The organism is Streptomyces sp. NPDC060002, from assembly GCF_042737245.1.
GTDB lineage: Bacteria > Actinomycetota > Actinomycetes > Streptomycetales > Streptomycetaceae > Streptomyces.
Window position 1 is genome coordinate 129,910 of the sequence record NZ_JBHWUW010000019.1, and the last position, 13,943, is coordinate 143,852.

The window sequence follows — 13,943 nt, forward strand, 5'->3', positions numbered from 1 at the left end:
CCCGGCCTCGGCTGCCATTCAGCCCGTGGCCGTCACCCCGGGGCGGGCGGCACGCCGAGAGAACGCCGTGGGCCAGTGGGCCAGCGCCGCGGTCGCCGCGTACCAGGCAACCGCGCCCGCCGCGACGGCGAACCAGCCGCCGGCCTTCGTGAGCCCGTCGCTGTCGGCGAACCGGGCCACGGCCATCAGCACGAGCCCGGCGAAGAACAACCCGTAGACGCCCTGGCCGAGTTGGTCGCCACCGGCGAGGGTCAGGGAGAGCGCCACGAGGGCGAACAGGAGCAGGAAGAGCCCTGCGGCGTTGTCGGAGACCTGGGTGCCGGCGGAGACCGCCCAGGTGAACCAGAAGGCGCCGAGGACGGTGTAGGCGGTGCCGGTGGCCGTGTCACGGTCCCGGAGGGCGAACAGGCCGGCGACGAACAGTGCGACGCCGCCGACGTAGTGGGCGATGGATACGGCGTCCGCAGCCGTCACGCCGTCGATGAGGTCGGTGTACCCGAGCCCGAAGGCCAACAGGGTGACACCCAGGGCGAGTCGGCCGGCGATCGTGGTGGTGCCGCTTCCCGCAGAGACGTCTTTGTCCACGGCGGGCTCCCTTCATGCATGTGCAGTTGTGTGAGCGATATATGCCCTTCACAAAGGCACAAACACCCCTACGCGCCAGTAGATTCATGCTGCGCGGCAAGGGGGGCGGACGTACCCGGATCTCATCTCACGCGGGAGGAAGGCGAGTTACGGAATGACGACGACGGGCCGCTTGGCCCGCTTGGCGAGCCGCCCCGCGACCGAGCCGAAGATCCGGCCGACGATGCCGTGGGTCGAGCCGACGACGATCGCGTCGGCCTCGTACTCCCGCCCGACCTCTTCGAGTTCGTGGCAGATGTCGCCGCCGCGCTCGACCAGGATCCAGGGCACCTCGGCGAGGTACTCCGCGCAGGCGAGCTCCAGACCGAGCACCTCGGTGCGGTGGTCCGGAACGTCGACGAAGACGGGCGGCTCGCAGCCGGCCCACACCGTGGTGGGCAGCCGATTGGCGACATGGACGATGATCAGGCCCGATCCGGAGCGGTGGGCCATGCCGATGGCGTAAGCGAGCGCGCGTTCACTGGATGTGGAGCCGTCGAAGCCGACGACCACGCCGTGCTGGAAGGCTGGATCGCAGGAGTGGCGTGCGTCTTCCGCCGCCAGGGGCTCGGCCGCCGTAGGGTCGGCGACGGGCCGCTTGCGGTCCGCGGGTTCGAAGAATTCGTGACCGGCCATGGCTGTCTCGGCGTGTTGATCCTTATAGGAGGGGGACGCGGCGTGAGCGACGGAGCTGTCCGGGAATCATCTTCCCAACCCCATACCCCCAAGGGTACGGCGGCACGCCTCCTAGGCCCAGTTCCCGCACGCCCCCGGTGGGGGTTCCAGGGAGCATGCACGAGCGGACGCCCGTAACGCAATGGTTGCTGCCCCGTACAGGAGGTTTGCACAGGATTCACTTACGCGGGACCGACTCCGGCAGTGACCGACCGCTCGAACAGGCGTTGAACCCCGTGCACCGCCGCCCCGCCGCCGACGCACCGCCCGCCCCTCGCACCGCCGCACCGCCGCCCCAGGAAGGAGCCCACCCCGTGCCCTCGTCCCGCGCCACCCCCGAGACCGGCCCCGGCGACGACCGGTCGACCGACCTGATCCGCTGGGCGGCCTTCAGCTGCTTCCTGGTCCCGGTGGTCCTCCTCTGGTACGGCACCTCCCTGGCCGGCGCCACCGGCACCGCGCTGGGCCTCGCCGCCGTCACAGCGGTCTGCCGGGTGCTGCTGCGCCGGTCCGAGCGGTGCGCGGCCCGGCTGCTCGACGAGGACCTCGACGAGGACGAGGCGCCGCAGGCGCACCACCGGGGGCGCCATCAGCGCACCGGAACGGGGTCGCACCGTGGCCGTCGTCACTCCGGGGGAAACTCACCGGTCGGTTGACCGGTTTTCACGCACCGACCCGCTTCTTTTCAGCCAACTTCCGGTGATGGCGCATCCCTTGCCCCAACCACCCCCCACCCCCCGTTCCACCTGCACGGAAAGGACCTCAGGGGCCCTGCGCACCCTACGGGGATTGGCCACCGCACCGAGGCGCACTTCCCTGCACGGCCCACGAGTGCAACGCTTCGTGATCGAATGCTTCACGCCAAGTTGCCATGTCGACAATCTGCCGGGTGGTGAACTGGCCACGCCGGCATTGTGCGACACGTTAGATTCGATCTTGACTGTCTACGGCGGGGGACTCGTGCAGGACCGAGGGGAAACGTGCAGGAGCGACACAACCGAGGAGCCGCGACCACCGAGGGGGGCTTAGCAGGATGAGCCACGACTCCACTGCCGCGCCGGAAGCCGCGGCCCGGAAACTCTCCGGGCGACGCCGCAAGGAGATCGTCGCGGTGCTGCTGTTCAGCGGCGGCCCCATTTTCGAGAGTTCCATTCCACTGTCGGTGTTCGGGATTGACCGCCAGGACGCCGGCGTACCGCGCTACCGCTTGCTGGTGTGCGGGGGCGAAGAAGGCCCGCTGCGGACCACGGGGGGGCTGGAACTCACCGCGCCACACGGCCTGGAGGCGATCTCACGGGCGGGCACGGTCGTCGTGCCGGCCTGGCGGTCGATCACCTCGCCGCCGCCGGAGGACGCGCTCGACGCACTGCGCCGGGCGCACGAGGAGGGTGCCCGCATCGTGGGCCTGTGCACCGGCGCGTTCGTGCTGGCCGCCGCGGGTCTGCTGGACGGGCGCCCGGCCACGACCCACTGGATGTACGCGCCGACGCTGGCCAAGCGCTATCCGTCGGTACACGTGGATCCGCGCGAACTGTTCGTCGACGACGGCGACGTGCTGACGTCGGCGGGCACCGCGGCCGGAATCGACCTCTGTCTGCACATCGTGCGGACGGACCACGGTAACGAGGCGGCGGGCGCGCTGGCCCGGCGACTGGTCGTCCCGCCACGCCGGTCGGGCGGCCAGGAGCGCTACCTCGACCGGTCTTTACCCGAGGAGATCGGCGCCGACCCGCTCGCCGAGGTCGTCGCCTGGGCGCTGGAGCATCTCCACGAGCAGTTCGACGTGGAGACGCTGGCGGCACGCGCCTATATGAGCCGCCGCACCTTCGACCGCCGCTTCCGGTCCCTGACCGGCAGCGCGCCGCTCCAGTGGCTGATCACCCAGCGGGTGCTCCAGGCGCAGCGCCTGCTGGAGACGTCGGACTACTCGGTCGACGAGGTCGCGGGGCGCTGTGGCTTCCGCTCGCCGGTGGCCCTGCGCGGCCACTTCCGCCGGCAGCTCGGCTCGTCCCCGGCGGCATACCGGGCGGCGTACCGGGCCCGCAGGCCACAGAGCGAACGGCCGACGGACCACGAACCGTCGGGACCTCCGCAACCGCCTCCGGCGCTGCACCCGGACGGCCCGGGGCCGGTACCGCCGCAACTGCGGCGTACGGCCTCGGCGGCGGCCGGTGCGATGAGCTCGTCGGCGTCCCTGCCGTCCGAGCACGCGCGGGACGCGTACGCGACCTCGCGGGCGAGTCTGCCGGGGCAGCGCAGCGGCACCTGAGCGGGTGACGGAACCTCTCGAGCGCCGGGGGGGCCCCCCCCCCCGCCCCGGGGGGCCCCACACCCGGACACCCGGCCACCACCCCACCCTCTCCGGGCGGCCGAGCACTCCCCCGTGGCCCGGCCGCCCGGTCCTTTCCCCCTGGCCCCGGCAACGGCAGCGTCCCGCTACGCGGGGCGTTGCCGTTGCCGTTGCCGTTGCCGTTGCCGTTGCCGTTGCACCGCTTCGTCCAGGTGGCTCAGCTCCTCCTCGGTCAGCGTCAGGCCGGTTGCCGCCGCGCCGGGCCCGATCGCGCTCACGCGCGTGTCGCCGAGAGTGCGGTGACGTACGTCAGTTCACCTTCCCCAGGGTCTCGTCGGCCGCGCGCCGCAGCCACCGTCGGGCGTTGCCGAAGGTGAACCCGAGCCGGGTGGCGCGGGTGTTGTCCATGCCGTAGAAGCGGCGGAAGGAGAGCGGGGACACCTCGCCGACCTCGACCTCGTGGAACACCGCCCGGCCGGCGGGGACATGCGCGGCCACCGCCTCGCACAGCTCGCGCGTGGTCAGCGTCCCGTGCGAGGCCGCGTTGACCGGGCCGGTGAAGTCCTGGCCCACCGTCCAGAACAGGAAGTCGGCGATCTCCTCGACATGGATGTACGTCGCCGGACGGTTCACCGTCGGCACGGTGATCGGCTCACCCGCGCGGATCCGGGAGGCGTAGTGCTCCAGCCGTCCCGTGAAGTCGTCGGCCCCGCCCAGCACATGGGCGACGCGGACGGCCACGTGCGGGAACGCCGGCTCCGCCGCGAACACCGCCTCCGCCTGCCGCTTGCCCTCGCCGTAGTGGGAGTCGAGGAACTCCGGATCGTGCCAGGGGAGTTCGAGATCGACCTGCACGCCCAGCGGATCGACGTCCCGCTCCCGCACGAAGGCGACGGAGTCCTCGTACTCGTACACCTCGACCGTCGACGTCAGCACGTAGCGACCGGTGCGGCCGGCGAACACCCGGCGGGCGATCACCGCCTGGCGCGGGGTGTAGCAGACCTGGTCGACGACGACGTCGAAGGCGCGTGAACCGAGCGCCGAGTTCAGCGCGTCCTCGTCGTCACGGTCGGCGATCAGATGGAGCGCGCCCGGCGGCGGCGCGGACGAACCGCGGTTCAGTACCGTCACCCGGTCCCCGGCGGCCAGCAGGCGCGCGATCAGCCGCTTGCCGAAATAGCGGTTCCCGCCGATGACCAGTACCTCCCGGGCCTTTCCCTCCCGGGCCTCTGTCTCCCGGGCCTCTTCCTCCCTTGCCTCCGGCTCCCCGGCCGCCACTTCCCGGGCCTTTACCCCCCGTGTCATTTCCATGACCATGATTCTCCCGGCGTACACGCGTGTCCTGAAGGGGTAGCCATGGGAGTTCCGGCCGTCGCACCGAAAGAACCTCGGCATTCGCGGGCCGCCGCCGACGAAACGTCGGTGGCCTTCGACGCGCTGGACCGGCAGATCCTGGAACTGCTCCAGACCGACGGCCGGATCAAGCTCAGCGAGCTGGGCCGCCGGGTGCGGCTGAGTCCGGCGGCGGTGACGGAGCGGGTGCGGCGACTGGAGGCCGCGGGGGTCATCAGCGGCTACGGCGCGCACGTCAGCCCCGCGCGGCTCGGCTACGGCATCCAGGCGTTCATCAGGGTCGATCCGCACGGCGGCTACACCCTGAAGCACCCGAGGACCCTGGAGCTGATCGGGCGTCCCGAGATCACCGAGGTCCACCACGTGGTGGGGGAGGACTGCTGGATCCTCAAGGTCGCCGTCCGGGACACCGTCCACCTGGAGGGCGTCCTCGAGGCGGTCTCCGCCCTCGGGCGCACGACGACGTCGATCGTGCTCACCTCGCCGGTCGAGCGGAAACCGCTCTTGCCTTGACGTGGGCGTCAAGCCTTACGTTCGTAGGCATGCGCATCGGCGAGCTGGCCGCACGGGCCGGGACCACCACCCGGACGCTGCGGTACTACGAGTCGCGCGGGCTGCTGCCCGCGCGGCGCGGTGACAACGGGTACCGGACCTACGACGAGGGCGATCTGCGGCTGTTGCGGCAGATCAGGACCCTTCAGGACTTCGGGTTCGACCTGGAGGAGACCCGGCCCTTCGTGGAGTGTCTGCGGGCCGGGCACCCGGAGGGCGACTCGTGCCCGGCGTCGCTCGTGGTCTACCGGCGCAAGCTGGACGAGCTGGACGCGCTCATCGGGGAGCTGCGGGCGGTGCGGGAGACGGTCGCCGGGCAGCTCGTGCGGGCCGAGCTGGCCCGTGACGAGCTGGCCGCCGAGGCGCGGGTTCCGGGGGGTCCGGAGCCCGAGTGCGAGCTGGGAGGGCAGGAACGGTGATCAAGGCGGACGGGGTGGCCGAGGTGACGGACGCGGACTTCGGGGCGGAGGTGCTGGGGGCGGAGCTGCCGGTGCTGGTGGAGTTCACCGCGGACTGGTGTCCGCCGTGCCGGCAGATGGGGCCGGTGCTCACCGCGCTCGCCGCGGAGGAGGGCGAGCGGCTGAAGGTGGTGCAGCTGGACGTGGACACCAACCCGGAGACCACCCACGCGTACCGGGTGCTGTCGATGCCGACCTTCATGGTGTTCCGGGCCGGTGAGCCCGTGAAGTCGATGGTGGGCGCCCGGCCGAAGCGCCGGCTGCTGGCGGAGCTGGACGAGGTCCTGTGAGCCCGCGATGAGCTGACTGCCGACGCCTTCGGCCCACAAAGAAATCCCCCGAGCAATTGCGCTCGGGGGATTTCTCTGCGTATATTCGATGGTTCGCGACTTCATATGAATGAGGGCGCAAAGAAGCTCAGTGAGCACAGTATATGCGGGCGGGAGTGGAATTGTCAAACGCCGACTTTCCGGACAGTGAATTGCGCTGCGAGCAGGAATTCATCGACGGCCTGTACGCGCGCGTGGACGCACTGCGCGGCGACACCGAGGGCGCCGTGACCGACGCGCTGGCCCAGGGCAACACGCCCATGCAGGCCCGGCTGGAGCGGGACATCCTCGTCGTCGAGCGCTCCGGGCTGCTCGCCGCGCTGAACGCGGTGGACGGCTCCCTCTGCTTCGGCCGCATCGACCTCACCTCCGGCACCAACCACCACATCGGACGCATCGGCCTGCGCGCCGAGGACGCCGAGCGCACCCCGGTCCTCATCGACTGGCGCGCCGACGTGGCCCGCCCCTTCTACCTGGCGACCGGCCACACCCCGATGGGGCTGCGCCGGCGCCGGCACCTCACCACCGAGGGCCGCCGGGTCACCGCCCTGCACGACGAGATCCTCGACATCGGCGACGCCACCCGCACCGGCCACGAGGACCCGACCGGCGACGCCGTGCTCCTCGCCGCGATCGACTCCGCGCGCACCGGCCGGATGAGCGACATCGTGCAGACCATCCAGGCCGAGCAGGACGAGATCATCCGGGCGCCCCACCGGGGGGTGCTGGTGGTCGAGGGCGGCCCCGGCACCGGCAAGACCGCCGTCGCCCTGCACCGCGCCGCCTATCTCCTCTACGAACACCGCGAGCTGCTCGCCAAGCGGGCCGTCCTGATCGTCGGACCCAACCCCGCCTTCCTCGGCTACATCGGCGAGGTGCTGCCCTCGCTGGGCGAGACCGGTGTGCTGCTGGCGACGGTCGGCGAACTCTTCCCCGGCGTGAAGGCGACGGCGACCGACACCCGCGCGGCGGCGGCCGTCAAGGGCCGCGCCGACATGGCGGACGTCCTCGCCGACGTCGTACGCGACTGGCAGGCGCTGCCCGATCCGGTGATCGCGATCGGGCACGACCGCGAGATCCTGATGCTCGACGACGGCCTGGTGAACATGGCCCGTGAGCGCACCCGGGCCGCCCGGCTGCCGCACAACGCGGCCCGCGAGATCTTCGAGGGCCACATCCTCAACACGCTCACCGACATGGTCGCCGAACGCATCGGCACGGACCCCTACGACGGCTCCAACCTCCTCGACCCGAGCGACGTCACCCAGATCCGCGACGAACTCGCCGACAACCCCGAGGTCTGGGCCGCCATCGACCAGTTGTGGCCGCGCCTGACCCCGCAGCGCCTGGTCGCCGACTTCCTCGCCGACCCCGTGGGCTATGTCTCCGACGACGACGCGGCCGCCGTTCGGCGCCCGGTGACGCGGGCGTGGACCGTGGCGGACGTACCGCTGCTCGACGAGGCGGCCGAACTGCTCGGCGAGGACGACCGGGTGGCACGGGCCCGCGCGGACCGCGAGCGGGAGACCCAGGTCGCCTACGCGCAGGGCGTCCTGGACGTCTCGTACGCCTCCCGCACCTACGAGTTCGAGGACAAGGACGAGGAGGACTCCGAGATCCTGTCCGCGCACGACATCATCGACGCCGAACGCTTCGCCGAACGGCATGAGGAGGACGACCACCGCAGCGCCGCCGAACGCGCGGCCGCCGACCGCACCTGGGCGTTCGGGCACATCATCGTCGACGAGGCGCAGGAGCTGTCGCCGATGGCCTGGCGGCTGCTGATGCGGCGGAGCCCGACCCGCTCGATGACCCTGGTCGGCGACCCGGCGCAGACCGCCGAGGCGGCCGGCGTCGGCTCCTGGGCCAGGATCCTCCAGCCGTATGTCGGGGACCGCTGGGAGCACACCAGGCTCGGCGTCAACTACCGCACCCCGGCCGAGATCATGGACGTGGCCGCGGCGGTGGTGCGCGCGGAGCACCCCGGCTTCGAGCCGCCGAGTTCGGTGCGGTCGACCGGCGTACGTCCGTGGGCGCGCGCCACCGACGACCTCCCCGGCGCGGTCGCCGAGGCGGTCGGCGAGCTGACCCCCGCCGAGGGCCGGCTCGCCGTCATCGCCCCGCGTGACCTGCACCGGAAGCTGGCGGCCCGGCTGGACGGGGTGACCGCGGGCGCCGAGCCGGACCTGACCCGGAGCGTCGTACTGCTGGACCCGCGCCAGTCCAAGGGCCTGGAGTTCGACTCCGTGCTGGTGGTGGAGCCCTCGCGGTACGGCACCAGCGACCTGTACGTGGCGCTGACCCGGGCCACGCAGCGGCTGGGGGTGCTGCACAGCAGGACCCTCCCGAAGGCGCTGGCCGCGGCCCTCGGGGGACCTCCGGCGTAACGCGGCATCGGCGGGGCGCGACGGTTCGCGCCGTGATCGCTGCGGGGGAACGGCCGGTGCGGTGGGCGTGCGAGGCGGGGATCCCCGCCCGTACGCCGACGCACCGGCCGACAGCCCCGCCCCCGGGTCGCTGCCCCGGGCGGGGCTCAGAGGACTCAGGCAGGCCGCAGCCACACCGTCGCGAGCGGCGGCAGCGTCAGCCGGACGCTCGCCGGCCGGCCGTGCCGGCCCTGCGGCTCCGGCTTGACCGGGTCGGGGTGGGCGACACCGCTGCCGCCGTACCCGGCCGCGTCGGTGTTGAGGACCTCGTGCCAGGCCGGGACGTCGTCGGGTGCGCCGAGGCGGTAGTCGTGACGGACGACCGGGGAGAGGTTGGAGACGGACAGCAGCGGGGCGCCCTCGGCGTCGTACCGCAGGAAGGCGAAGACGTTGTCCTCGGCCGCGTCGCCGACCACCCACTGGAAACCGGCGGGGTCGGTGTCCCGCTGCCAGAGGGCCGGCGCCGCGCGGTAGACGGTGTTCAGGTCGCGGACCAGGTCCCTGACACCGCGGTGGTCGGCCTCGGCGCCGTACGCCGGATCCAGCAGCCACCAGTCGGGGCCGTGGGCCTCGGACCACTCCGCGCCCTGGGCGAACTCCTGGCCCATGAAGAGGAGTTGCTTGCCGGGGTGGGCCCACATGAACGCCAGGTACGCCCGCAGGGCGGCGCGCTGCTGCCACCAGTCGCCGGGCATCTTCGACACCAGCGAGCGCTTCCCGTGGACCACCTCGTCGTGGGAGATGGGCAGCACGTAGTTCTCGCTGTAGGCGTACACCATCGAGAAGGTCATCTCGTGGTGGTGGTACCTGCGGTGCACCGGCTCGTGGCTCATGTACTCCAGCGAGTCGTGCATCCAGCCCATGTTCCACTTCAGCCCGAATCCGAGCCCGCCGAAGCCGCTCGGACCCGCGTGGTGCGTGGCCCGCGTGACACCGTCCCAGGCCGTGGACTCCTCCGCGATCGTGACGACCCCGGGGCTGCGGCGGTAGACCGTCGCGTTCATCTCCTGCAGGAACGCCACCGCGTCCAGGTTCTCCCGGCCCCCGTGCTCGTTCGGGGTCCACTGGCCGGGCTCGCGCGAGTAGTCGAGGTAGAGCATCGAGGCGACGGCGTCCACGCGCAGCCCGTCGATGTGGAACTCCTCGCACCAGTAGGTGGCGTTGGCCACCAGGAAGTTGCGCACCTCGCGCCGCCCGAAGTCGAACTCCAGCGTTCCCCAGTCGGGGTGCGCGGCGCGCAGCGGGTCCTCGTGCTCGTACAGCGGACGCCCGTCGAACTCCGCGAGGGCCCACTCGTCGCGCGGGAAGTGCGCCGGTACCCAGTCCATCAGGACGCCGATACCGGCCCGGTGCAGAGCGTCCACCAGGTACTTGAAGTCGTCGGGTGTGCCGAGCCGGGCGGTGGGCGCGTAGAAACCGGTGACCTGGTAGCCCCACGAGCCGCCGAAGGGGTGCTCGGCGACCGGCATCAGCTCGACATGGGTGAAGCCGAGGTCCCGGACGTACGCGGGCAGCTGATCGGCAAGTTGACGGTACGTCAGTCCCGGTCGCCAGGAGGCCGGATGGACTTCGTAGACGGAGAACGGGGCCTCGTGCACGGGTATCTCGGCCCGCCGGGCCAGCCACTCCTCGTCGCCCCACTCGTAGTGCGAGGCGTGCACGATCGACGAGGTCGCCGGCGGCACCTCGGTACGCCTGGCCATCGGGTCGGCGCGCAGGGTGTGCGAGCCGTCGGGGCGGGTGATGTCGAACTTGTACAGCTCGCCCTCGCCGACCCCGGGCACGAACAGCTCCCAGACACCGGACGAGCCCAGTGACCGCATCGGGTACCCCGTGCCGTCCCAGAAGTTGAAGGTGCCGGCCAGTCGCACCCCGCGCGCGTTCGGCGCCCACACGGAGAAGGCGGTGCCGCTCACCCCCTGGTGGGTCGTCGGACGCGCGCCCAGCACCGTCCACAGCTGCTCGTGCCGGCCCTCGCCGATCAGGTGCAGGTCCAGGTCGCCCAGCGTGGGCAGGAAACGGTAGGCGTCCTCGGTCTCCACGGTGGTGCTCTCGTAGGTCACGAGGAGCCGGTGGACCGGGGCCTGCGTCAGGGGCAGCAGGCCGGAGAAGAAGCCGTCGCCGTCGTCGTGGAGTTCGGCGCGCAGGTCGCCCGACAGCACCGTGACGGACCGCGCGTACGGGCGCAGCGCCCGGAAGGCGATCCCGCCGGGCACCGGATGCGCGCCGAGCACGGAGTGCGGGTCGTGATGGGTGCCGTGCAGCAGGCGTTCACGCTCGGCGGCATCCAGGGCGGGGTCCACGAGTGCTTCCACAGGGGGCGCCTGCGGGCCCTTCGCCTTCCTCGGCTTCTTCACGGCGGCCTCCTCGGCGGCCGTTGCCGCCTGCTCGACGGTCGCCTGCGTGCCCGCCGCTTCCTCGCCGGCTGCCTTTCCGCTCGCCGCCTTCCTGCTCGCCGCCTTCCTGCCCGTCGTCTTCTTGCCCGCCGCCTTCTCGGTCACTGCTTTCTTCGCGGTGGCCTTCTTCTTCGGGGGAGTCACGTACGGAGCCTCCTCAAGGCAGATCGGGTGCGGCGAGGCGGTGTATCGCGGAAAGGGGTACGGAGAGCCAGTCGGGGCGGTGCCGGGCCTCGTAGACGACCTCGTAGACCGCCTTGTCCGTCTCGTGGGCCCGCAGCAGCACGGGGTCGGTGCGCGGGTCGACACCCGCCACCTCGGCGTACCCGGAACAGTAGGCCGCCCGGCAGGCGTGTGCCCAGGCCGGGGACGGCGGATCGGCCGAGTGGGCGGCGTAGTCGAAGGAACGCAGCATGCCCGCCACGTCCCGCACGGTCGGCTGGGGCATCCGCCGCTCGGCCAGCGGCCTGGCGGGCTCCCCCTCGAAGTCGATCAGCGCCCACTGTCCGGAGGCCGAGCGCAGACACTGCCCGAGGTGCAGATCGCCGTGGACGCGCTGGGCGGTCCAGGTGTGGCCCTCCGCCGCGAGGCCGGCCAGCGCGGTGAAGGCGGTGCGCAGCGCCGGCGCGTACGGGCGCAGCGCGGGCACCGCCTGCGCCGCGGCGTCCAGCCGCTCGGTCATGCCGTCCACCATCGGCCGTATCTGCGCCTGCCCCAGGGTCGCCGTGGGCAGTGCCCGGGCCAGCGCGCCGTGCACCTCGGCGGTGGCCCGCCCCAGCGCTCGCGCCTCGGCGGCGAAGTCCTCGCCCTTGGCCAGTTCCCGCAGCGCCAGCTCCCAGCCGTCCGCCGCGCCCTGCACGTACGGCTGGAGCACGGCCAGGACGTACGACTCCCCCTCGCCCTCACCCGGGTCCCCGTACATCCACGCGGTCGGCGCGGGCACCCGGGGGCAGCCCTCGCGGGCCAGCGCCAGCGGCAGCTCCAGGTCGGGGTTGACGCCCGGCACGACCCGGCGCAACAGCTTGAGAATGAACGTATCTCCATAGACGACGGACGAGTTCGACTGTTCGCCCGTCAGCCGGCGCGGGACCAGTCCCGACCGGATCTCCTGCCCGGGGTCCCGCTCGCAGCGCAGCCCGCCGATCCGGGCCCCGGTGCGCAGGGCCTCCAGCAGCACCTCGGCGGGCCGGGTGTCGTACAGGGCGTCGAACACGGTCCGCCCGGCCAGTGGACCCTGCGTCACATGGCCGATCAGCGCGGGCGCCAGCCGGGGCGGCAGGGCCTCGCGGGCGCCGATCAGGAGCTGGTAGCAGTCGCCGGGCACCGCCGGCTGATGGGCGCGCACCAGCAGGTGGTACAGCGCCAGTCTGCCGCCGGCCGGCAGCAGCTCGGTGGCCGCCACCAGCGAGAACCCGGTGACCGGACGCCCCTTGCCGGCGAACCAGCGCTGCCGGGGCAGCCACTCCCGCAGCAGGGGGTCCAGCGAAGCGAGGAGGCCGGGGTCGGTCCGGCCGGAACGTGTGACAGTCGCCGCCATAGGTGTCACATTCCTTTCCCCGGAGATCGGGGTCGGGGCGTTACTGATGCGTGCCCCGGGCGGGGCGGGGGAAACCGCCCCGCCCGGGGTTCTAGGCGTCCCTGCGCAGCCTGAACCAGTAGAAGCCGTGGCCCGCCATGGTGAGCAGGTACGGCAGGTCACCGACCGCCGGGAAACGCACCCCGCCGAACAGCTCCACCGGGTACCGCCCCTTGAACCGGCTCAGGTCCAGTTCCGTGGGCTGCGCGAACCGCGAGAAGTTGTGCACGCACAGCACCAGGTCGTCCTCCCCGTCCTTGGTCAGGGGCGCCTCACGGAGGAAGGCGAGGACGGCCGGGTTGGAGGACTGGAGTTCGGTGTAGGTGCCGAGACCGAAGGCGGGGTTCTGCTTGCGGATCTCGATCATCCGGCGGGTCCAGTGCAGCAGCGAGGAGGGCGACGACATCGACGCCTCGACGTTGGTGACCTGGTAGCCGTAGACGGGATCCATGATGGTCGGCAGAACGAGCCGCCCGGGGTCGCAGGACGAAAATCCCGCGTTGCGGTCAGGTGTCCACTGCATGGGGGTGCGGACGGCGTCGCGGTCGCCGAGCCAGATGTTGTCGCCCATGCCGATCTCGTCGCCGTAGTAGAGGATCGGCGAGCCGGGGAGGGAGAGCAGCAGGGCGGTGAAGAGTTCGATCTGGTTGCGGTCGTTGTCGAGGAGGGGTGCGAGGCGGCGGCGGATGCCGATGTTGGCGCGCATACGCGGGTCTTTCGCGTATTCGGCGTACATGTAGTCGCGTTCCTCGTCGGTGACCATTTCGAGGGTGAGCTCGTCGTGGTTGCGCAGGAAGATTCCCCACTGGCAGCGGGAGGGGATCGCGGGGGTCTTGGCGAGGATTTCGGAGACGGGGTAGCGGGATTCCCGGCGGACCGCCATGAAGATGCGGGGCATGACGGGGAAGTGGAACGCCATGTGGCATTCGTCGCCGCCGGAGGCGTAGTCGCCGAAGTAGTCGACGACGTCCTCCGGCCACTGGTTGGCCTCGGCGAGGATCACCGTGTCCGGGTAGTGGGCGTCGATCTCCTTGCGGACCCCTTTGAGGAACTCATGGGTCGCGGGGAGGTTCTCGCAGTTCGTGCCCTCCTTGGCGTACAGGTACGGCACGGCGTCGAGGCGGAAGCCGTCGATGCCCAGGTCCAGCCAGAACCGCAGCGCGGAGATCATCTCCTCCTGGACGGCCGGGTTCTCGTAGTTGAGGTCCGGCTGGTGGGAGAAGAAGCGGTGGAAGAAGTACTGCTTGCGGACGGGGTCGAAGGT

12 protein-coding genes are annotated in these 13,943 nt (G+C 71.6%); 6 read left to right on the forward strand and 6 right to left on the reverse strand.

Annotated elements, in window-relative coordinates; translation table 11 throughout:
- Positions 1-18: 18 nt before the first annotated feature.
- A complete protein-coding gene (locus tag ACFWBD_RS19195; protein ID WP_385667911.1) occupies positions 19-585 on the reverse strand; it encodes a GPR1/FUN34/YaaH family transporter in 567 nt (188 codons plus the stop codon).
- A gap of 147 nt (positions 586-732) precedes the next feature.
- Positions 733-1,260, reverse strand: coding sequence for a universal stress protein (locus tag ACFWBD_RS19200; RefSeq protein WP_385667913.1), 528 nt, complete (start codon positions 1,258-1,260; stop codon positions 733-735).
- A gap of 353 nt (positions 1,261-1,613) precedes the next feature.
- On the opposite strand from ACFWBD_RS19200, the gene ACFWBD_RS19205 reads away from it, so the two are divergent.
- Both ACFWBD_RS19205 and ACFWBD_RS19210 read left to right on the forward strand, forming a co-directional pair.
- Positions 1,614-1,955, forward strand: a complete 342-nt coding sequence (locus ACFWBD_RS19205; protein WP_385667915.1) for a hypothetical protein — start codon at positions 1,614-1,616, stop codon at positions 1,953-1,955.
- Between the two features lie 377 nt (positions 1,956-2,332).
- Positions 2,333-3,568 (forward strand): helix-turn-helix domain-containing protein, encoded by a 1,236-nt coding sequence (locus ACFWBD_RS19210; protein WP_385667917.1) that lies wholly within the window; start codon positions 2,333-2,335, stop codon positions 3,566-3,568.
- Between the two features lie 330 nt (positions 3,569-3,898).
- Here ACFWBD_RS19210 and ACFWBD_RS19215 read toward each other — a convergent pair whose 3' ends face one another.
- A complete protein-coding gene (locus ACFWBD_RS19215) occupies positions 3,899-4,900 on the reverse strand; it encodes an NAD-dependent epimerase/dehydratase family protein (protein ID WP_385667919.1) in 1,002 nt (333 codons plus the stop codon).
- Positions 4,901-5,011: 111 nt separating this feature from the next.
- Here ACFWBD_RS19215 and ACFWBD_RS19220 point away from each other — a divergent pair, with 111 nt between their 5' ends.
- The 4 genes from ACFWBD_RS19220 to ACFWBD_RS19235 all read left to right on the forward strand — a co-directional run bounded on the left by ACFWBD_RS19220 (position 5,012) and on the right by ACFWBD_RS19235 (position 8,668).
- Positions 5,012-5,455 carry an Lrp/AsnC family transcriptional regulator gene (locus ACFWBD_RS19220; protein ID WP_385667921.1) on the forward strand — a complete coding sequence of 148 codons (444 nt, stop codon included), beginning with the start codon at positions 5,012-5,014 and terminating at the stop codon, positions 5,453-5,455.
- Positions 5,456-5,484: 29 nt separating this feature from the next.
- Positions 5,485-5,913 carry a MerR family transcriptional regulator gene (locus ACFWBD_RS19225; RefSeq protein ID WP_267018363.1) on the forward strand — a complete coding sequence of 143 codons (429 nt, stop codon included), beginning with the start codon at positions 5,485-5,487 and terminating at the stop codon, positions 5,911-5,913.
- Positions 5,910-6,242 (forward strand): thioredoxin family protein, encoded by a 333-nt coding sequence (locus ACFWBD_RS19230; RefSeq protein WP_385667923.1) that lies wholly within the window; start codon positions 5,910-5,912, stop codon positions 6,240-6,242. The genes ACFWBD_RS19225 and ACFWBD_RS19230 overlap by 4 nt, the downstream gene beginning before the upstream one ends.
- A 143-nt stretch (positions 6,243-6,385) precedes the next feature.
- Positions 6,386-8,668, forward strand: coding sequence for a HelD family protein (locus tag ACFWBD_RS19235; protein WP_385667925.1), 2,283 nt, complete (start codon positions 6,386-6,388; stop codon positions 8,666-8,668).
- Positions 8,669-8,823: 155 nt separating this feature from the next.
- On the opposite strand, the gene glgB is transcribed toward ACFWBD_RS19235, so the two are convergent.
- The 3 genes from glgB to treS all read right to left on the reverse strand — a co-directional run.
- Positions 8,824-11,064 carry a 1,4-alpha-glucan branching enzyme gene (glgB, locus tag ACFWBD_RS19240; protein ID WP_385667943.1) on the reverse strand — a complete coding sequence of 747 codons (2,241 nt, stop codon included), beginning with the start codon at positions 11,062-11,064 and terminating at the stop codon, positions 8,824-8,826.
- Between the two features lie 196 nt (positions 11,065-11,260).
- Entirely contained in the window at positions 11,261-12,640 is a 1,380-nt protein-coding gene (locus ACFWBD_RS19245; protein WP_385667927.1) for a phosphotransferase, read from the reverse strand.
- Between the two features lie 91 nt (positions 12,641-12,731).
- On the reverse strand, positions 12,732-13,943 hold a 1,212-nt coding region (gene treS, locus ACFWBD_RS19250), incomplete at its 5' end, for a maltose alpha-D-glucosyltransferase (protein WP_385667929.1).